Annotated in this window: 20 protein-coding genes; 6 read left to right on the forward strand and 14 right to left on the reverse strand. The window is 30.1% G+C overall.

From position 1 onward, the window contains the following. Positions 1 to 2 precede the first annotated feature (2 nt). From brxC to FVE75_RS10130, 3 genes are all read right to left on the reverse strand, one after another. Positions 3 to 3,581, reverse strand: a complete 3,579-nt coding sequence (brxC, locus tag FVE75_RS10120; protein WP_147006310.1) for a BREX system P-loop protein BrxC — start codon at positions 3,579 to 3,581, stop codon at positions 3 to 5. A 129-nt stretch (positions 3,582 to 3,710) separates the two neighbouring features. After that, complete coding sequence (locus tag FVE75_RS10125) at positions 3,711 to 4,289, reverse strand: DUF1788 domain-containing protein (RefSeq protein ID WP_021768240.1); 579 nt, start codon at positions 4,287 to 4,289, stop codon at positions 3,711 to 3,713. After that, on the reverse strand, positions 4,289 to 4,891 hold the full coding sequence (locus FVE75_RS10130; RefSeq protein ID WP_147006311.1) for a DUF1819 family protein: 603 nt from the start codon (positions 4,889 to 4,891) through the stop codon (positions 4,289 to 4,291). The genes FVE75_RS10125 and FVE75_RS10130 overlap by 1 nt, the downstream gene beginning before the upstream one ends. Before the next feature lie 582 nt (positions 4,892 to 5,473). Between FVE75_RS10130 and FVE75_RS11875 the strand changes: the two genes are divergently transcribed. From FVE75_RS11875 to FVE75_RS10150, 4 genes are all read left to right on the forward strand, one after another. Beyond that, positions 5,474 to 6,070, forward strand: coding sequence for a transposase zinc-binding domain-containing protein (locus FVE75_RS11875; protein WP_408610447.1), 597 nt, complete (start codon positions 5,474 to 5,476; stop codon positions 6,068 to 6,070). 140 nt (positions 6,071 to 6,210) lie between these two features. Next, positions 6,211 to 7,512: an alpha/beta hydrolase-fold protein gene (locus tag FVE75_RS10140; protein WP_147006312.1), complete on the forward strand. Its 1,302-nt coding sequence runs from the start codon at positions 6,211 to 6,213 to the stop codon at positions 7,510 to 7,512. Positions 7,513 to 7,560: 48 nt separating this feature from the next. Beyond that, positions 7,561 to 8,289 (forward strand): hypothetical protein, encoded by a 729-nt coding sequence (locus FVE75_RS10145; RefSeq protein ID WP_147006313.1) that lies wholly within the window; start codon positions 7,561 to 7,563, stop codon positions 8,287 to 8,289. A gap of 90 nt (positions 8,290 to 8,379) precedes the next feature. Further along, positions 8,380 to 8,988, forward strand: coding sequence for a YwaF family protein (locus FVE75_RS10150; protein WP_232052545.1), 609 nt, complete (start codon positions 8,380 to 8,382; stop codon positions 8,986 to 8,988). 117 nt (positions 8,989 to 9,105) lie between these two features. Here FVE75_RS10150 and spoVG read toward each other — a convergent pair whose 3' ends face one another. The 11 genes from spoVG to pckA form a co-directional block, all read right to left on the reverse strand. Then, complete coding sequence (gene spoVG, locus FVE75_RS10155; protein WP_147006314.1) at positions 9,106 to 9,390, reverse strand: septation regulator SpoVG; 285 nt, start codon at positions 9,388 to 9,390, stop codon at positions 9,106 to 9,108. A 93-nt stretch (positions 9,391 to 9,483) separates the two neighbouring features. Continuing rightward, positions 9,484 to 9,729: a S4 domain-containing protein gene (locus FVE75_RS10160; protein WP_147006315.1), complete on the reverse strand. Its 246-nt coding sequence runs from the start codon at positions 9,727 to 9,729 to the stop codon at positions 9,484 to 9,486. 18 nt (positions 9,730 to 9,747) lie between these two features. Further along, a complete protein-coding gene (locus FVE75_RS10165) occupies positions 9,748 to 10,740 on the reverse strand; it encodes a phosphate/phosphite/phosphonate ABC transporter substrate-binding protein (RefSeq protein WP_147006316.1) in 993 nt (330 codons plus the stop codon). A 96-nt stretch (positions 10,741 to 10,836) separates the two neighbouring features. After that, positions 10,837 to 11,037 carry a hypothetical protein gene (locus tag FVE75_RS11610; RefSeq protein WP_232052546.1) on the reverse strand — a complete coding sequence of 67 codons (201 nt, stop codon included), beginning with the start codon at positions 11,035 to 11,037 and terminating at the stop codon, positions 10,837 to 10,839. Next, the gene (locus FVE75_RS10170) at positions 11,025 to 11,582 is read right to left on the reverse strand and encodes a biotin--[acetyl-CoA-carboxylase] ligase (protein WP_232052547.1); all 558 of its coding nucleotides are present in this window, start codon (positions 11,580 to 11,582) and stop codon (positions 11,025 to 11,027) included. Before FVE75_RS10170 ends, FVE75_RS11610 begins: the two co-directional genes overlap by 13 nt. A 410-nt stretch (positions 11,583 to 11,992) precedes the next feature. After that, a complete protein-coding gene (locus tag FVE75_RS10175) occupies positions 11,993 to 13,111 on the reverse strand; it encodes a sodium ion-translocating decarboxylase subunit beta (RefSeq protein WP_147006317.1) in 1,119 nt (372 codons plus the stop codon). 54 nt (positions 13,112 to 13,165) lie between these two features. Further along, on the reverse strand, positions 13,166 to 13,540 hold the full coding sequence (locus FVE75_RS10180; RefSeq protein WP_147006318.1) for a biotin/lipoyl-containing protein: 375 nt from the start codon (positions 13,538 to 13,540) through the stop codon (positions 13,166 to 13,168). Positions 13,541 to 13,569: 29 nt separating this feature from the next. Beyond that, positions 13,570 to 13,920 carry an OadG family protein gene (locus tag FVE75_RS10185; protein ID WP_147006319.1) on the reverse strand — a complete coding sequence of 117 codons (351 nt, stop codon included), beginning with the start codon at positions 13,918 to 13,920 and terminating at the stop codon, positions 13,570 to 13,572. A gap of 57 nt (positions 13,921 to 13,977) precedes the next feature. Then, complete coding sequence (locus FVE75_RS10190; protein ID WP_147006320.1) at positions 13,978 to 14,244, reverse strand: hypothetical protein; 267 nt, start codon at positions 14,242 to 14,244, stop codon at positions 13,978 to 13,980. Positions 14,245 to 14,308: 64 nt separating this feature from the next. Further along, on the reverse strand, positions 14,309 to 15,700 hold the full coding sequence (locus FVE75_RS10195) for an oxaloacetate decarboxylase subunit alpha (protein WP_147006321.1): 1,392 nt from the start codon (positions 15,698 to 15,700) through the stop codon (positions 14,309 to 14,311). Positions 15,701 to 15,841: 141 nt separating this feature from the next. Further along, positions 15,842 to 17,437 carry a phosphoenolpyruvate carboxykinase (ATP) gene (gene pckA, locus FVE75_RS10200; protein ID WP_147006322.1) on the reverse strand — a complete coding sequence of 532 codons (1,596 nt, stop codon included), beginning with the start codon at positions 17,435 to 17,437 and terminating at the stop codon, positions 15,842 to 15,844. A gap of 720 nt (positions 17,438 to 18,157) precedes the next feature. On the opposite strand from pckA, the gene FVE75_RS10205 reads away from it, so the two are divergent. Together FVE75_RS10205 and FVE75_RS10210 are read left to right on the forward strand one after the other, a co-directional pair. Continuing rightward, a complete protein-coding gene (locus FVE75_RS10205) occupies positions 18,158 to 18,652 on the forward strand; it encodes a KdsC family phosphatase (protein WP_147006323.1) in 495 nt (164 codons plus the stop codon). A gap of 56 nt (positions 18,653 to 18,708) precedes the next feature. After that, positions 18,709 to 21,213 carry a DegV family protein gene (locus tag FVE75_RS10210; protein ID WP_147006324.1) on the forward strand — a complete coding sequence of 835 codons (2,505 nt, stop codon included), beginning with the start codon at positions 18,709 to 18,711 and terminating at the stop codon, positions 21,211 to 21,213. Positions 21,214 to 21,220: the final 7 nt, after the last annotated feature.

Genomic DNA, 21,220 nt, shown 5'->3' on the forward strand with positions numbered 1-21,220 from the left:
AACTAAAATTCCACTTCCACAATCTCACTGTCTTCCAGTTCTTTTTCCAGTTTTTTTCTCAATTTTTCAAGATAATTTTCTATATCTTCTTTGCTTTGTATTTTCCATACTCTATCTTTATTTATTTTAGCAATTCCTATTATTTTTGGTTTCTTTATTCTTATTGGAATTGCTGGACTCTCTAATGCATCATCTATTTTTAAGTTTGCTCTTATTTCCTCTTCCTGTCTTTCAAATTCATCAAGAAGTTTACTTTTCAAATTTGAAGCTTCTTTATCAAAAGTTTCTATTTCCCTTATATTTTCTGACTTTTCAGCATTCTTTAAAATTTCAGAAAAACTTTCTTCAACTTTTTTAGTAAACTTTTCTTTTAATTCTTTATTTTCCGTATACAGTCTTTCCAATGTTATTTCTTTTATTTCTTTTATTTTATCTAAAATGGGATTTCTTCTTTCAGAAAGAATCTGATTATAATTTTCAGTAAATTTTTTATTTAGCTCATTCAAATCCTTAATTTTATTATATGGTTTTTTATCATTCAATATTTTATTTATATCTCTTACAGTTTGTTCAATTTCTACATCTGAAAAATAATTTTTAGAATCAGCATATTTTTCATATAGTTTAACAGACTCATCCCATATATTTTTCTGTTCTCCAGAAAAAAATTTATCTATAGGCTCCATATCTTCAACATAATCACAGTAGTTATCTTCATGTCCTAAAACTTCATCAAATATTTCTCTTGTATCTTTCAATGCGAGTATTCTTTTTAAAAGTTTTTCTCCATTTTCCAATACATCCTTACCTGGATAATTTTTATTCTTATAGTTTCTTTCCAACTCTTCTATTTCAACAAGTTTTTCCCTTGTCAGCTCTTTAAAATCCTTCACCATTTTATCTGTATCTTCTGAATCAATATTTTTTCCAAACAGCTCATCTGCAACATTTTTCATTGCTCTTATACTTTTGCTATCTATCTTTTCTTTTATTTCAAGATAAACTCTTTCTCCACTGTCTTTTTTTACAATACTTTCTATAATATTTTCAGAAGATTCATTTAACAGGCTTAAGCTGTTTCCATTTCTTTTAAGCTCTATTTCCCCATCTTTAAATGCTCTTGCAACTATCCATTCAATATCTTTATCATTCCATCCAAAAGGAGCTTTTGAAAAATAATCCTTTACTTCCTTTATGTTTATCTTCAGTCCCTTGTCCTTTTTAAGTTTTATATGATTTACAACTTCCTGTATTGCATTTATGTTATCTTTCTTTCTTTCAGCAGTAATCAAGGTATCTTCCCTATCTTCAAAAATTTCCCTTATATCACTTTCTCCCATAGATTTTGTAATATAGTCCAGTTTGTTATATACTTTATTTACTAATTTTCCTAATGCTTCAGTTATCTTAGTTTCATAGTCCTTTGCATTAAGAGTAACATTATTCCCTCCTACATAGTATTTTGCATTTCTAAGGGCATCTTCCAACATTCGTTCTGAACGCTCTATATGTTCCTTACGCTCTGTACTCTTTTTTTCCTTTATAATACTTCCTTGTGGTAAATCATCAGCCTCTCCTGATTTTAAGAATTTCTCTATTTTTATATCCATCTCTATTTCATTTATATAAAAACTATTTTCTCCTAAATCAATAAATACTGAATTTTCCTGTGTACTTTTCATTAAAAGAGAACTTTCATTTCCACTATAATCAGAATTTGGAGTAACTATATTTATACCTATATCATATGTATCTTTACCTCTTGCATTGTCATCAACTTTCTGATTAAAGGAGAAAGTATAATCTTTAAATTTAGGTGACTGATATTTTTTCTCTGAATAGAATTTATCAAATATTTTTTCAGAAATTTTTCTCAATATTTCATTCATATCCACATCAATTTTATCAATCATTTTCTCTACTTCCTGCTCTTCATTTGTCAGGAATATATATACATCTCCAGATTTTTGTACAAGTGTCTGTTTTATAAGTACATCTAGTGCTTCCTTAACCTTTTCCTTTAACACTATTCTATCTTCATTTATATCTTCAACCATTAATGTAGTAATATTTTCCAGTGTTCCCTTTATTTCCTTGACATACTTAATCATAAAAAGAACTTTAAGTACATTCACATTAAAGCAATTTTCTTCATTTTCAGGATTAATATAGCTATTTTTCATAGCTCCTGTTATAATCACTGAATGTGAGTGATCCAGAAAACTTTGGAGTCCATCATAAAATTTATCAAAGGAAACAAGTATTCCTGTTTCATTTTCTTTATATTTTTCTGCTCCTTCTTTAAACATTGCAAGCATCGAACGCTCTCCTTCAGATAAATGTTTTCCACTTGAACTATGTTCACGAATAGAAGTTAGAACATATGAAAGTATCTGAAACTGATACGGAATAAAAGGATATACTTCCTGAAAATCTTTTACATCTGAATAAATCTTCTTTTCAATTCCATCATCAAATATAACAAGATTTTTTATTACCGATTCCTTTTCCGCATAAACTAAAGACAGTTCTTTTTCTGCATATTCATTTTTTTCTAAAATTCTCTTTTTTATAACTTCTGATACATCTGTAGAAGTCAGGCTAATTCTAGTTTTAAATCTACCCTGTATTTTAGAAAAATCATTTCCTTTTACTTTTGTAATAGAGTCTATAGCCTGTTGGGATGTTACTACTACCCATGCTTTTCCTTTACAATACACTCCTAAGTCTTCTGTTACAGTTTGCAGATTCAGCATTAAATCAGTATTTTCTCCTATATACTGTCCAACTTCATCTACAAAAAATATTACATGATGATTATTTCCTTTTTTCTTAATATATTTATCAATCATTTTTGCAAAATCTTCTATCGAAATAGAATAGTCCTTTTTAGAAGATTCAATCCAGTTATTTGCTTCCTCTTCTGTCATAAATCCTATTTCTTCCAAGGTTTTTTTAACTTTGAAAGTTTCAAAGTTAAAATTATTTCTTCTTTCTTCCCAGTTTTTTCTGGAAATTTCTTCAAATTTTTCTTTAAATTCTTCATATTTTCCAGCTGAAACCAGTTCTCTTTCTAAATCTGCCACATGTGGCTTTGGAGAGAATCCCTGCATTTCATTAAATACTTTCAAAAACACTTTCAAAATATCATCTTTTCCTTTATTTCCAGTACTTTCACTTTTAGAATCAATATTAAATAAAATAGAGTCTGTCGAAGTTTGACAAGCTTTTTTCATATCTGCAATAACCATTTCATCCTTTATTTTATTATCTTCCAAAAAATAATCAATCGCTTTTTTCCCATTAATTTCTTTATTTGAAAGCAGATAAGATAATATTTTCAGCAAATGCGACTTCCCGCTTCCAAAGAAACCACTTATCCAGACTCCCATATCATCTGTATTTCCACTAATTCCTTTACCATATGCTGAAAAAAAGTCTCTGAAATGTTTCTGTAATTCATTTGTTACTACATATTCTTCCAATTCCTGCTTTATATTTTCCTCTTCCTTCTGTCCTACTTTTATTACTCCTTTTATATCTCTGTCAATAGGTTTCTTAAACATCTCTTTTATTTTCATAAACTCTTCTGAAGCTGTATTTTAAAAAGCTCCATACACTCCTCTCTATTTATATATTATTATTTTATGATTTTTATAAAATTTGTTTAACCCCCAACCTATTTCTTTATCTTAAATTATTTTCTCAAATTACTTTATGAGCGGAAAAGCTCTGTAATAATTATCATCTTTAAATTCTCCAAATAATTCCAGTGACTGTCCATCATATTTTCCTGGATAAAACATCACTACTGGAGATCTATCAAAAATTTGATGCAGATTATTCAATATTTTATGTGAGCGTACAAACGGAAATATTTTTCCGACTCCTATCAAAAATACAATGGCTTTCTCAGGTGTATTTTTCTCTATATACTCTGCAAAATAATTATTATCGTCATTCATTCTAAGTAAATCATTTACAGACTCTACAAGATAGTTCATTCCATCATTTTTTTCCATTTCAAAGCAGTCTTCCAGATATCCTTCAGATTCAAGCAAGTCAATCATCAAGTCATACACATCATAAACTTTCAGTTTATATCCATCACCAAATTCCTTATCCTTTTTTACCAACTTATCAATATATTCCCTTACAAGAATTTCATCTTTAGGATCATAATCAAAAACATAATATGAAACTTCATTCCCAAGTCCTTTGCCATTTAAAAAAGAAGTTTTTCCTATTTCACTTTCGATTTTCCCTAAATCTATTTCGGTTTTTGTCATTACACTTCTCCTTTTAATGTTTTTATATATATTTCCATATTATTTTTCCTTAATAATTTTTCCAGCTCATAATCCAAATAAACTTTTCCATATAGTATCTCTTTATTTTTTTCCTCAAGTAAACCTGCCTCTTTTAAATAATTTCCATATGTACCTTGCATTCTTTTCAATGTTTTTTCACTAAACTTTGCTACCTCTTCATTCTGCTCTGCTTTTTCCTTCAGAAACTTCATAACAATACCTGGATTATATTCCTTTGTCCCAAGTAACAGTTCATTTCTGTATGAATTGTACACATATTCAAAAAATAATTTATCAGTTCCCATTATAGATAAAAGATTTATTACTTTTTGAGTTCCCGTATCGCTCTTAAAAAATATCTCCTTTATTCCTTCAGGGAGTGTTTTTATTCTTTTATTTACCTCACTTATAATCCTTTTACCGTAATCTTTTGATGATGCAGAAAAAATATTTTTTTCTTCTTGTAATTCTTTAATTTCACTTTCGCTTTTTCCTTCTATCAAAAGTTCCAAAAATTTCTTAAATTCCAAAAACCAAAATCCCTTACTTACAATTCCTGCACTATATTCTTTTTTTTTCATTTCTATCCTTTCAGATTATTATTAATTTCTAACAAAGTTTGTTAATTCATAAAATTTATTTCACTAAGTATTATACCATAAAATGATATATTTTTTCATATTATATAAATGAAATTAATAGTCTTTTCTACTAAATTTTATTTTTTTTGTTGTTAATAAATATTATTCCTATAATTTTTATATTTTTTCTTTTTTATAAAGTAAAGGTGATCACTCGCCACCCCTTTTACAATCCCCGCTTGTCTAAGCATTTTTTGAAAACAAAATTGAAACTCGCTACGTTAAACTTCGCTCAGACAGTCAATTTTATTTCAAAAAAATCACGACGTTCCTAATTTAACTATGAAAAATAATTTAATAAAAACAAATACTAAGCAAAATTTTAAAGGCGTGGTAATTGAATATCCTTACATAAAGAATTAAGTAATAAACTTAGTTAAATTTAGTAAAATATAAAAAACTAAATTTATATGTATATTTCTAAAGAACATAAAAAGAAGTGCCTTGATTTGTTGTATTAAAATCTAAAAAAATAAAAAAAACCGAATAGAAATTCGGCTGATTTTTTTGTATAATATATTTATGATAAACATTACACAAAATAAACTGAAATATATTTTCAGTAACAACAATATTTTACTAGATTCCTTAAAATTTTGCAAGAAAAATAATATTGGCGACAGTCACCTTGAACATATTAAACTTTCCATTGATAAATTTCTTGCCTGCAGGGATATTTCAAAAGGTTTTGTCAAGTTCAAATGTCCTCACTGTCCTGTTACACACCTGTTCCCTGTTACCTGCAAGTCTAAGCTCTGTCCTTCTTGTAGTTACAAGTATTCTAGGACATGGAGTGAAAAGATTCAAAAGCATATTCTCAATATTGAACACCGCCATGTCCTTTTTACTATCCCTGAAGAATGTAGAAAGTTCTTCTTTTATGACAGATCCCTCCTGTCAAAACTTTCTGCCACTGTTAACCAGGTATTCAAGTTCATCTTTCACAATATCAGCAGGAAAAGAAAAAGAAAAAACAAAATTTCTGGACATTCCAGATATTACTTTACTGACTCCGATATTGTACATTACGGCCTCATTTCTGTCATTCATACTTTTGGCAGGGACCTGAAAATGGAACCCTCATGTTCATGCCATTGTTTCATTAGGAGGTTTCAATAAAATAAGGAACTTACTAAATGATGGAATAAATATTTGATTAAATTTATTTTTTATTATTAAACATTTTGAAATATGGAAAAATTATGGTAAAATTTATATAAGGTTTTTATTTATTCAATAATGAAAAGGAGAAATTGTTTATGAAAAAAGTAGTATTATTTTGTACAGTACTTGGAATGTTATTATCAACGATATTTATTTCAGCAGAAACAACTACTGCGTTCAAAACTGAGAAAATAAAATATCCTAAAGGAATTAGAGGTATCACATCTGTAACTGAAGTTTTTGGAACTGGACAGCAAGTTACACACATTATTCTGGAATTTAACGAAAAAGTAGTAAACTCACAGCTGACTAAAGATACTTTTGCCGTTTCTGACAGAACTGTTGAAAAAGTTTATTCAAATACTCAGCCAGAAAGAACTAATATCGTAAAAGATGGAAAATATGTCATTATCGAACTGAATACAAAAGATAATGGAGCTTCTTTACGTATAGAAGGAAATAATGAAGTTGGGTTTCAAATGAAAAAAGCGACTTCCAAGATAACACAAAAAGAAGATATTTTGTTTACAAATGGTAAAAAATTAGAAAAAAGCATTGCAATACTTGAAAACAACAAAACAAAAAATTTAGTTGTGGAAAACTTTAAACAGTTTGTGTATAAAGATCCAAAAACTGGAACAAGTGTAAAGTATAACCTGTATATTCCAAAAAATTACGACAGAAATAAAAAATACCCGCTTGTGTTATTTATGCACGATATGGGAGTTTTAAGTGAAGATACGAAAACTACACTATTACAAGGAAATGGTGCCATCTCATTTGCAACGCCTGAAGAACAGGCAAAGCACGAAGCATTTGTGTTAGCACCACAGTACTCAAGACAAGTGGTAAATGACAACGGAGATATTACAAGCGACTTGGATGCAACTGTCAATTTAATAAGAGAACATTTACTTTTAAAATATAGTATTGATGATAAAAGAATTTATGCGACTGGACAATCAATGGGTGGAATGATGGCTATTGTTATGAATTACAAATATCCAGAATTATTTGCCGCTTCATATCTAGTTGCTTGTCAATGGAATGAAAAAGAAATTGCCCCTATGGCAAAAAACAATTTATGGATTACCGTTTCAACTGGAGATTCAAAAGCTTATCCAGGAATGAACGCAATTACAAGCGAACTTATAAAAAGAGGTGGAACTGTAGCAAGAGACAGCTGGAGAGCTGATTACTCAGATACACAGTTTTTAGAAGGAGCAAGAAAAGTTATTTCTCAAAAAACAAACATAAAATACGTAACACTTGAGAAAGGTACAAATCCATACTTGCCAAAAGATGCCAATCCAGGCTCTGAACATTCAGGAACTTGGAAAGTAGCTTATAGCATACCTGGCATTAAAGACTGGATGTTTTCTCAAACGAAGCAGTGAACAGCGTTAAAGAATTTTAAATAAAAATTTGGAAGCGAGAAATAAAAAGTGGAAGAATTAAGAGAAATATTGAAAAGTGAAGATTTAACACAAACTGAATATCAAGGCAGAACTTTTGAAGTATTAATAAAATCATTTAAAACACATAAAAAGTTTTTATTTCCAGCTTTTGTATTGTTTGGAATTAATGGATATGTATTAAAAAACTTTATTGTCTTTCAAACAATCAGCAAAGAAGAACTAATTACAAGTTTTTTAATTACAGTGGCAATTGAGTTTATACTAAGTTTATTTCAAAATAGTGTTATAAGCAAAATTAGAGGGAAAAATGAACTGGATAAAACTAATTTAATATTTAAGTCCATTGTTTTAAGTATAATAATGACTTCAATAAATTTTAGTATTCTTATTATGAGCAACAACTTGGCATCCTCTATAATTATAATTGTGCTTGCACTCTGTTTTTCATATTTCAGACAAGTTTATCTATCTAGAGATCTTAATTTTTTTGAATCTATTGAAGAAAATTTTAAACTTCTAGATGGAAATAGAAAAAGGATTATTATACCTTTTATTGTTGTTAATATAATTTTTTATATTTTATCTTTCATTTTTCTCGTATTTGCTGTAATAATTGGAAATTATTCAACAGACGCTAGTTCAGAGCTGATGGTAATAGTCATTTTAGTTCTGTTTAAACTGGCAGATGGAATAAATGAATTTTACAGAAAAATTTTAGCAAGTATAATTTTCTTAAATGTAGAAGATAATCAATAAATCAAATGAAAAATTTAGAAAGGAGACGCTATTGACTTTTAGTTATTTTAGCCCTATTCATATAGAAACTTTTATTGTTTCAATTTTATTTTGCATATTTTTATTCTATATTCCAAAATTTTTAAGAATATAGATATAAAGAAATATTCAACATTTTTAGGATATTTTTTGTTAACATTTAAAATAGTTGATTCGATTTATAGGCTGATGTATCAGAATGAACCTATAACCAATGTTATACCTGTGCATCTTTGTAATTTTGCAGCAATTTTTGCAGGATTGTATTTAATTTTTAGAACAAAATTTTTATATAATGTAGTTTATTATTTAACTTTTGGGCCAGTATTGGCACTAATTCTGCCCGGGATAATTTACTATCATGACAACTATTATGTCTATATTTTTATGATAATGCATGCACTTATTGTATTTACAGCTTTTTTTGGATATGAGTATCTAGATGAAAGACCTACAAAAAAAGGATTTATTCAATCAATAATCGCATTACTTCTTATATTTCTTTATGCGTTTATCTACAACTTTATCTTTAAGGAAATAAATGCAATGTTTTTAAAAAGTCACATTATTCCACAAGTGAAGTTTATAAATCCTATCTGGTTATATGATATTGTTCTGATTTCTACAATGATTTTTTTAGAATTTTTGTTGTATTTGCCAGTTATGAAAAGAAAAGTTTAATATGAATTTTTGGAAAAGTTTTAAAAAATAAGAAGAAAGAAAAGTACACCACTGATATTAGTATTATTATGTATATATAATTTTAGTATTTTAGGTGTACTTTTTTATTAAAAAATTTTATTCAGTTTCAGATTGAGCTGCACTTTCCTGCTCAAATTTTTCCAAAATAACTTTTGTTATTTCAGCACGAAGTTCAGGTTTAATTGGATGAACTATGTCCTTAAATTCTCCGTTTGGCATTCTTCTTGATGGCATTGCCACAAACAATCCGTTTTGTCCATCAATTATTTTTAATCCATGAATTACAAAACTTTCATCAAATGTGATGTCAGCATAAGCTCTTAATCTCTCATTGTTCTCTGTTTGTTTTCCAATTCTAATACGAATATCAGTTACTTTCATAAGTCTTCTCCTTGTTTGTATAAATTTATTTTCCACTATAATTATACCCTATTTATCCTAAAAAACAAGAGATAAAACAATATTTCCTCATAATTATCCAATTATTTCAATATATTCCTCAATAAGTTCTTTTTTAAGACTTTCAGGCGGTAGATCCAGTACTTTTACCTTTATATTCTTGTTAAAATACTTTATGTCAAAAATATCGCCTTTTTTTACATCATAAGAAGATTTTTTCTGCTCTCCGTTTACAGCAATGTTCCCATTATCTGCCAATTCTTTTGCCACTGTTCTTCTTTTTATAATTCTTGTTACTTTTAAAAATTTATCTAAACGCATTTTTCCCCCTCTATTTTATTACTTTATATTTTTCATTCCTTCATACCATGCTGTATTTGTTTCCACAAATCCAACATTTGGGTTTTCTTTCAAGAAAAGACCTCTTACTTTACTCTTCTTGTCACTGAAAATATGTGGATTATCAGTTGTTGATTTAGCTAAAAGAGCCTTCTTGATTTTTTCCTGATCCTCTTTTACCAAAGTTTTTGTATTAAATACGATTGGACCGTTATAAACTGGAATTGATTTTATAACTGTAAAGCTTTTTCCAGCATAATCTCCAAATGGTGCAACTGCCCCTTTTTTCACTTTATATGTGGCTCCTGAATTAAAGTCTTTTCCAGCAGTCAGCTCATAAATTGTGAATGATTTTGGAATAGCAAATGTTGCAACATCGACATCTCCTTTAAATAATAGAACTTGTGCTCCAGGATGCGAATTTCCAAACATAACTTTTGAAAATACTTTATTTCCAAGCACTTCATCCGTATTTTTTAATCCAAATTCTTTCACAATGAAATTAGCTGGTATCTTAAATCCAGATGTTGAGCTGTTTGTAACAAATCCCATAGACTTACCTTTTAACTTCTTCAAGTCAAATCCATCTCCAGAACGGTATTGATTAGCATCTTCTGCTCTAACTGCAATAAAGCTGTAATAACGTGCGTCTTCTAATGTCCCACTTTCTCCAGCATTTGTAAGCACAGCCTCAATATCCTTTGTTCTCTGTCTAGCATTCAAATATGCTTCGGCTCCTATATATGCAATCTGAGACTGTCCAGAAACAATATTCTCAACTGTAATATTATAGTCAGTCGTTGTAACAATTTCAACTTTTTTCCCAGTTGCTTCCTGCACAACCCGTGCAAACTCTTCACGTGATTTTTTCAGTGAATCATTAGTTTCATTTGGTAAAAATACAATTTTGATTGTATCGTTTTTCTTGCCACAACTAACAGTAAACAGCAAGATTGCTAATAATAATAAACTTCTTAAAATATTTTTTTTCATAAATACCTCCTAAATAGTACAAATAAAATATAGTTTATTATAACATTTGTCATTTGCATAGTCAATTCTCTATAAAAATAAGTTTAATAATTTAGTCTAATAATAAACTATCTTTTCAAAAATCTCCCCAACCGAAAAACTCCTAACTTCCCTTTCTCCAGCCTCATTTTGTTCCATTAAAACTTCGATTTCTCCATCTTTATTAATATTATGTGCAATTCCTGAAACAACTTCATTTCCAAATTTTAACTCAATTCTTTTGCCTTTCAGATAGTTTATTTTATTTATTTTATCCAAAATATTTTCCCATAATCCATTTTCCAGCTGTTTACATAATATTTGAAACTCTGAAACAATATTTTTATAACTTCATCAATTTGATATTTCTTATTTGTTAATTGTGTCAATGAAATTGCCTTATTTTGTAAGTTTTCTGGCAATATGTTATTCACATTTATCCCAATTCCAACAATATAGACATTTTCTGTTTTTTCCAGCAAAATACCGCATAATTTCTTGTTTTTCAAATAAACATCATTTGTCCATTTAAATTTATATTCTAAATTTTCAATTTTCTTTAATCCATTTATTGTTGCAAGACCGGCAATCAAAGGTAATTTTAAATAATTCTCAATTTCCCAGTCATCCCTTTCCTTCAGGAAAAAGCTAAAGATAGCCATCCCATCCATAGATACCCAGTCATTCTGTCTGCGTGCCTTCCCATGAGTCTGTGTTCTAGCAGAAATAACATCAAATTCTTCATGACTTTTGTGATTTCTTCGTAAATAATCATTTGTTGAATCAAGTTCATCAAATTTATATAGATTTATATTTTCTTTCATTTTTTCTCCTAAATTTATTCTAATACTATTTTCCATTTATCCTAAACTCCGTTTAAAATAAGAATAATTTTTTATAATATAGTTGTTTAACAGCTAATTTATAATCATTCAATTAAATTGTTTTTTATTATTTTATATATATCTTGATTAATAAATATTTTTTCATTTTTATTTTCGTAGGATTGCTCATTGCCGCAAATCCTACCACCTATGACTAGTCTACGACATTTCTCTGCACTGACAAAAAACTCGCTACACTCAAACAGTTTTGTCAGCACAGAAAAATTCTTCGACGGATTATTTATACTAGGCTTTTTTTGACGAAAATTATATTTTAATTATTTTAAAATACATATAAAAAATCACTCTCACTAAGTATAAAATTTTAGATTAATGAGAGTAATAATTTTTTATCTGAATATTATTAAAAGAACTCCAGCAGCAACGGCTGATCCAATTACACCTGCTATATTTGGTCCCATTGCATGCATTAACAGAAAGTTTTTGGGATTTTCTTCCTGCCCTAGTTTCTGTACAACTCTTGCCGCCATTGGAACTGCTGAAACCCCTGCTGCTCCAATCATAGGATTTACTTTTCCTTTTGTCAGTTTATACATTATTTTCCCAAACAGCACTCCTCCTACTGTCCCAAAAGAAAATGCAATTAACCCAAGAATAATAATTTTTATTGTTACCAGACTCAAAAAATGCTTTCCGTCAGCAGTTGCTCCAACAGTCATTCCAAGCACTATTGTAATACAGTATAATAAGGCTCCTCTTGCATGTTCAACTAAATTTGAAACAACTCCAGCCTCCTTTATAAGATTTCCGAGCATTAACATTCCGATTAATGGAGCTGATGATGGGACTAGAAGAATAACAATAATTGTTACTGCAATTGGAAAAATTATTTTTTCTCTTTGACTTACAAATCTGAGCTGTGTCATTTCCACCATTCTTTCCTTTTTTGTTGTCAGAAGTTTTATAATTGGAGGTTGAATTACAGGAACTAAAGCCATATATGAATAGGCTGCGATAGCGATTGACCCTAGTAAATGTGGTGCCAGTTTTGTTGTCAAGTAGATGGCTGTAGGTCCGTCAGCTCCTCCAATAATCCCAATTGAAGCTGCCTCTTTTCCAGTCAATCCTAGCAAAATTGCTCCAATAAACGCTATAAAAATCCCCAGCTGGGCAGCAGCTCCTAGCAGCAGACTTTTTGGATTTGCAATTAGCGGTCCAAAATCAGTACTTGCTCCTATTGCCAAAAATATTAACGGTGGATAAATACCTAATTTTACTCCTTGATATAAGTAGTATAAAAGTCCACCTTTTTCCATAAGTCCTTCATTTGCAACAGCAGGCAGATTTGCGAGCAGCATCCCAAAGGAAATCGGAAGCAATAGATAAGGCTCATATTGTTTTTTTATCGCCAGATACAACAAAATTAGCGAAATTATTATCATTATAATCTGTCTTCCAGTTATCATTGATATTCCTGTTGTTCCATAAAGAATTTTTAGTAATTCCATTTGAAAACCATTCCTTTCTTTAAGGTTTTTAGTAATTTATTAGATTTTTATATTTTAAGACAATACCACTAAAATATCATCAGTATTTACTGTATCACCCTTTGCCACTCTAATTTCGCTTATAGTTCCATCGCAAGGCGCTACAATTGGATTTTCCATTTTCATAGCTTCTAATACCACGACTTCATCTCCTGCTTTTACCTTTTGTCCAGTTTTTGCTTTCACATCTACTATAAGTCCTTGCATAGGGGCTTTTATTACTTCACTTCCTTCAGTTTCCTTTTGTAAAGGTGGATTTTCATTCTTGCTTACGTCTTGCTTGCTGTCTGAACTGGTTGAAGTTTCAATAGTTCCTTCTTTTTCTGAAACATCTTCCACTTCTACTTCGTAAACTTTTTCTCCGATTCTAATTTTATACAGTTTAATCATTTTTTCTGTACTCCTTTGTATTTCAGATTTTATTTTATTTCCCTAATATTTTTTATTCTTATACGGCTATCCTTGTTATCTCCAGCCGCTTCAATCAAAGCTGCCATCATTGCTGCCAGCATAGTTTCATCTTTTATTTTTTCCATATTAAATTTTTGTTCACTATCTAATTTTTGCTGCTTTTCCAGAATTTTACCATCATTTCTTTTTTTATTCTCAATATCTGCATTTTTTTCCTCATAGGCTGAAAAATATTTAAAAAATGACAATACAAATGAAATCAAAAATAATATAAAAAACACAATCAGCATACTGACAACAGTTATATAAATGGCATCTGCAAAAGTTACAGCCGAATTTCCAAATAAAATACTTTTCATATTTTAAATTATTCCTTTCAATTTTTTAAATTGCTAAATTTAAACAGTTTCTGCATATTACTTTATTTCGTAATAACTATCAAATTTTTCCTTTTGCGAGAGTTTCATTTTATTTCTCAAATGAACCATATCACTTACAATTCTTTCTTCTATATGGCTTAAATTGTCCCAATCTATAAGATTTTCTGCATCACGTGTCTTATTTATTTCCATATCAAGTTCCGATATTTTTTCAAGCAATGCTTTTTTGTTCCATCTTGTATTTTCATACCATTCCGTTATTTCCTTTAATTTTGTCTTGAAGTAATCTATATCTAAGTTCATTTTTTTCACCTCTCTTTTTAAACTGCCTATTCTATTATATTTCAATTTTTATTTCTAAAAACTTTTAAAAAACGACATCAATATTCTGAATACTAATTTTCTCTTCCGAGTTTTTTTCTTCGTACTTTTCCTTCAGGTAATCTTTGGCAATCTGTGGAAAACATGCGTATGTTAGAACATCTTCATCAGATTTTGCCAGACTTCCTATTTCATTCTTCATTGTGTCATATTCATTTTGTAGTAAATCGGCAGGCCTTCCAGTAAATATTTCATCATTTCCAATTATAACCGCCTTAATTTCATCCGAAATTTTTACAGGTGATTTTCCATACATTCCTTTTACATAATCTTTAATTTCCTTTGGAATCATCTTGTATCTCTGCCCTGTCAAGACATTAAATACTGACTGTGTCCCAACCATCTGGCTCATCGGCGTTACTAAAGGCGGATAACCTAGGTCTTTTCGGACTTTTGGAATTTCACGAAGCACATCTTCATATTTATCTTCCGCTCCTTGCGCCTTCAACTGCGACAAAAGGTTAGAAAGCATTCCGCCAGGAAGCTGATATTCCACAATGCTTGGCTCTACTGCAAGAGCCTTTGGATTCATTGTTCCGTTATCAATATATTTTTTTCTTATAGGTTTAAAATACTCTGCGACTTCCTTTAAAAGTTCAAGATTTAACCCTGTATCATATTTCGAGCCTTGCAAGGTTCTAACAAGCGATTCTGTAGGTGGCTGTGAAGTTCCGCTTCCAAAAGGTGAAATTGCTGTATCCACAATATCCACTCCAGCTTCAATAGCTTTTAATGTACTCATTCCGGCTAGTCCCGCTGTTGCGTGAGTATGCAATTCAAGTGGTATATTCAAAATCTCTTTCAGTTCACTTACAAGTTCGTAAGCCACATTTGGAAGTAAAATTCCCGACATATCCTTTATTGCAATAGAATCTGCCCCCATGCTCTGCATTTCCAAAGCCAGTTTTTTATAGTATTCTATTGTATGAACAGGACTAATTGTATAACAGATAGCAAGCTGGCTATGTCCTCCATATTTTTTTGTACTTTCTGATGCCTGCCTTATATTTCTTGTGTCATTTAAAGCATCAAATGTACGAATTATATCAATTCCATTTTTTATTGAAAGTTCTACAAATTTATCTACAATATCATCTGCATAATGCCGATAACCAAGCAAGTTCTGTCCTCTTAGTAGCATCTGAAGTTTTGTATTTTTAGCTCTTTTTCTGATTTCTCTTAATCTTTCCCACGGATCTTCATGCAAAAATCTGATTGCTGCATCATAAGTTGCTCCACCCCAGACTTCCATTGCATAATACCCGACTTTATCCATAGTTTCTATTATTGGAAGCATTTCGGCAGTAGTCATTCTTGTCGCCATAAGTGACTGATGTCCGTCCCTTAACGATGTTTCCGTTATTTTTACCTTTCCCATAAAAACCTCCATATTTTAGTAAACATTTAAAAATTGTTATAAAATAGACAGTTAAGCATCTCCCAAAACTTTTAAAATTGACTGAAAATTAAGTAGTTAATATTAACTGCTGGAATATTACTGAACTGTCTATCAACGTATTTATTCAAAATACATTGGACCTGCATTTACAATATGTTCTGGCATATTCGGATATTTTGTTGCAAAATTTTCTCTAAACATTTTTGCCAGCTTTCTTGCAGCTGCTCCATATGCTTCTTTATTTGCCCATGTATCTACTGGATTTAGAAGTTCACTTGGAACATTTGGACAATATTGTGGAATTTCTAGATTGAAAATATCATCGTGTCTGTATTCAACTTCATCCAGTTCTCCATTTAACGCTGCAGTTACCATTGCCCTTGTATATTTTAAGTTCATACGGTTTCCAACACCATAAGGTCCGCCAGACCATCCTGTGTTTATTAAAAATACTTTTGTATTGTGAAGTTCTATTTTTTTACCTAGCATTTCTGCATAAACTAACGGATCTAATGGCATAAACGGTTCTCCAAAGCAAGTTGAGAATGTAGGCTGCGGTTCTGTAATTCCACGTTCTGTCCCAGCAAGCTTAGAAGTAAATCCTGTCACAAAATGGTAAATTGCCGCATCTTTTGAAAGTCTTGAAACAGGCGGTAAAACTCCAAATGCATCTGCAGTCAGAAATATTACAACACTTGGAATTCCTCCAATCCCTGGAATTTGTGCATTTTTTATATGATTAATCGGGTAGCCAACTCTCGTATTTTCTGTCAAGCTCTTGTCATAAAAGTCAAATTCACGTGTTTTAGGATTCATTACAACATTTTCGACAAGGCTTCCAAATTTTATTGCATTGTAAATATCAGGCTCATGTTCTGGATCAAGATTTATACATTTTGCATAGCACCCTCCCTCAAAGTTGAAAATGCTGTGATCAGACCATCCATGTTCATCATCTCCAATTAATTTACGGTTAGGATCTGTTGAAAGTGTAGTCTTCCCAGTTCCAGAAAGTCCAAAGAATACCGCAGTATGTCCAGTTCTTGGATCCATATTAGCAGAACAGTGCATAGGAAGTACATCAATTTCTGGCATTACAAAGTTCATTATGGAAAATACACTTTTCTTAATTTCTCCAGAATACTCTGTTCCACAAATAATACCAACTCTTGCTTCATAATCAATAATTATTGCAGCAGATGAATTTATTCCATCGATTTTAGCATTGCATTTAAATCCTGGAGCTGCGATTATTGTAAAATCAGCGTGTCCATAATCGTTTAATTCTTCTTCTGTTGGGCGTATTAGCAATTGATGGATAAATAAGTTCTGGCTTGCCCGTTCATTTATTATTCTAAATTTTCGTCTGCAAGTCGGATCCGCTCCTGCCATTCCATCAAATATGAAAATTTCACGATTTTGCAAATATGCAATCAGCTTGTTATAAATAGAATCAAATTTTTCTTTTTCAATAGGCTTATTTACATTCCCCCAGGCAATCTTATCATGAATACCAGCGGTATCAACAATATATTTATCTTTAGGTGAACGCCCTGTATATTTCCCTGTAGTTACAACTAAAGCTCCTGTTTCAGATAGTGTTCCTTCCTTACGACTTAATGCATGCTCAATAAGTTCAGAAGGCGTTAAATTCCTGTAAATTTTCGCCACATTTACAATTCCTAATTTCTCAAGATCCTTTGTCAATTTTTTCATATCGCTTCCTCCATATTCCAGAAAATTTTAATATTTTTTTATTTTATTGATTAAATTTATTTGGCATATTATATTTTCAGGTTTAATGATTAATATTTTATTACTTTAGTTTAATATAAAGACATTTAAGTATAATCTTAAAATAAATGACTAGAAGGCATATTACGTTATTAAAAAATACTTGATTTTTTATAGACTCAAAAACAAAAAATCCCTACATCTAAGTAGGGAAAGACAAAATAATATTAATTTTAAATATCTTGATTTTGAATTTTGGAGGGTAACATTAAATTTATAATGATTCTACTTGGAATAGTTAACATAAAAAATCTAATCTTAACTTTAAAAAATCGCAACTTTATAATTGATTTTTTTATTTTTCTATATAATAATCGTCTATAATATTCAACATTATTTTCTCCCTACATTAATATTATCCCACATTTTTGGCGAAAGTCAATGACCTTCATAAAAAAATAATTAAAAGAATATTCTACGAAAGATTAAATTTGTTATAAAGAAATAATACTATTATGAAGTAAAAATTGCATCATTCTTCAAATCAGCTTAATAGTCAAAATTTACAGCCATACTCCAAAATAATTCATTAACACTTTTTGTTTAATAATTTTCAGCTTGATTTTTACAAAATAAATTTGAACAATAAGCATATATTATGGTATAATACTAGTAAACTGTAAAATAAAAAATGGAGAGAAAATGATAAAATTAATTTTACTTGATGTAGACGGAACACTTACTGATGGTGGTATCTACCTTGGAAATAGCGGAGAAGAATTAAAGAAATTCAATGTAAAAGATGGTTACGCTATTTTAAATGCACAAAAATTAGGCATTGAATTTGGAATTATTACAGGTGCAGAATCAGAACTATTAAAAAAACGTGCCGAAAAATTAAACATAAAATACTTGTATCAAGGTATTTCAGAAAAAACTGCTATTTTAGATGAAATAATGCAAATATCAGGTCTTCAAAAAGAAGAAATCGCCTATATGGGTGATGATCTCAATGATATAAAAATCATGAAAAAATCCGGTTTTTCAGGGACACCGTTAGATGGAGTAAATGAAGCAAAAATAATCGCTGACTTTGTTTCAACAAAAAATGGTGGAGAAGGAGCTGTAAGGGAGTTCATAGAAACTATTTTAAAAAGAGAAAATTTATTTCAAAAATTTTTGGCAAATGTCAAATAATATAAAAGAAAAAATTTAATCAAAAAATATAAAAAATTATTTTTTAGGAGGAAATAATGGCAATAAAATATCTAGATGCCAAGAGACTAAAACTAGTATTCATTGGCGGAGGAAAATGGGTTACAAAACATGAGGAGCTATTAAACGAACTAAATGTTTATCCTGTGCCCGACGGAGATACAGGAAGCAATATGTCAATGACATTAAATTCAATGATAAATGATCTGGAAGAAAAAACAGACGATAAAATAAAAATGCCTGAATTAATAGAAGTAGTTGAAGAGGCTGTATTAATGGGAGCTAGAGGAAATTCTGGTACAATTTTATCACAAGTAATTACAGGATTTTTAAAAGGTATTGGAGATAAAGTTAAATTACTTCCAAAAGATGTTGCAGAAGCTCTTTTGAGTGCTAAGGAAACTGCTTATAGCGCTGTAAGTGAACCTATAGAAGGAACAATTTTGACAGTTATTAGAAAAATTTCTGAAAAAGCTATGGAATGTGCAGATAAATTTGAAGATTTAGTAGAATTTCTAAGAGAAATTGTTGTGGCTGGAGAAAAAGCGGTAGAAGAAACGCCTGAACTACTGCCAAAATTAAAAGAGGCTGGAGTAGTTGATGCTGGAGGAAAGGGACTGTTCTTCTTTTTTGAAGGATTCTATAAAGTTGCAACAGAACTGAATCTGCTAGTTGAATTACAAAAGGCTCAAGTTAAAGAAAATGAATTTGACAAGACAATAGCAAATATTGATCACGATCCTGAAAGCATACATTTTCAATATTGTACAGAATACATTATCCTAAACGGAGACTTTGACACGGAAGAATACAAAAAGCGTGTGCTTGAATTAGGAGATTCTGCAGTATTTGCACAAACTTCCAAAAAGTTCAAGACTCACATTCATACCAACCATCCTGGAAAAGCAATGGAAATAGCGCTTGAATATGGGCCTCTTGAAAAAATGAAGATAGAAAATATGAAACTGCAACACGATAATCTTCAAATTTTTAGTGAACGGGATGAGGCTAAAATCTTTGTAAATCCAAAAATTGATAAAACAAAATCTGCATTTGTAATTTTGGCTGATTCTGAAAACTTAAAGGATGAATTTTTAAAAATCGGTGCAGATGTTGTAATTCTTGGAGGGCAAAGTAAAAATCCAAGCGTTCAGGAAATATTAAATGCAATTGACAAAACTGAAAAAGAAAACATTTATGTCTTGCCAAATAATAAAAATGTCATTACAACAGCTAAAATGGCAGCCGAAAAATCTCAAAAAACAGTAATGGTTCTAGATACCAAGACAATGCTTGATGGATATTATTTCTTAAAAAACAAGGAAAATGACATCGATGAAGTAAAAGAATCTGCTGCAAGAAACTATTCTGTGGAAATTACAAAAGCTGTAAGAGATACAAGAGTAGAAGACTTGACAATAACAAAAGATGATTTTATAGCACTTGTAAATGGAAAAATAAAATATGCAAAAAAATCATTAAAGGATATTACAGACACAATATTAGCTGATTTAGTAACTAAAAATACAATAACAGCTGTTGTAGTAAGTGGAAATGAAAAAGATGAAGAATCACAAAAAAATATTGAAGAAAAACTATCTGGAATAAAGACTGCTATTATTAATGGAAATCAGGAAAATTACTATTATTACCTATATATTGAAAATAAAGACCCTAATATGCCTGAAATAGCTATTCTGACAGATTCTGTATCAGACTTGACATACGAAGATATTGAAGGGCTACCAATAAAAATTGTACCTTTGAAAATTGATATAAATGGTGAACTTTATAGAGACGGAATAGAAATTACAAAATCTGAATTTTGGCACGAAATGCTTGAGAATGATGCAACAATAAAAACATCACAGCCATCACCACAAGACTTTTTAAATGCCTACAACAAACTATTTGAAAAAGGATACAAAAAAATTATCTCAATCCATCCATCTTCAAAACTAAGTGGGACAATACAAGCCGCTAAAGTTGGAAGAAGCTTGACAAATAGAGAAAACGACATCGAACTGATTGACAGTTTAGGAGCTTCATTGCTGCAGGGATTCCTTGTATTAGGTGCTGCAGGAAAATCTATAAGGGGTGAAAGCTTTACTGAAATCATCAACTGGGTAAACAACTTTAGAAACAAAGGAAAACTTCTTATGATTATTCCAGACTTGAAATATCTTGAAAAAGGTGGAAGAATCGGAAAGGCAAGTTCAACAATCGCAGGTGCATTAAATATGAAGCCTATTCTTACAATAAATCAAGGAGAAGTTACTGTTGAGAAAAAAGTTCTAGGTGAACGCAATGCACAAAAATACATTGAAAAATACATTGAGCGTGAAAGTAAAAAACAAAGTGTCGTTCTTATGAGTGGCTGGGGAGGAACTCCAACAGAACTTGAAAATGTAGTAAGAATTTATTCAGAAGTGGAAAATAATCCAAAAGTAAGTTCATTAATATTAAATAGAGAAATTGGAGCAGTAATTGGAGCCCATGCAGGCCCAGTTTACGGAATATTTATATTCCCGAGATTAAGTTAGTGGTTAT

Source organism: Leptotrichia hongkongensis, from assembly GCF_007990635.1.
GTDB lineage: Bacteria > Fusobacteriota > Fusobacteriia > Fusobacteriales > Leptotrichiaceae > Leptotrichia > Leptotrichia hongkongensis.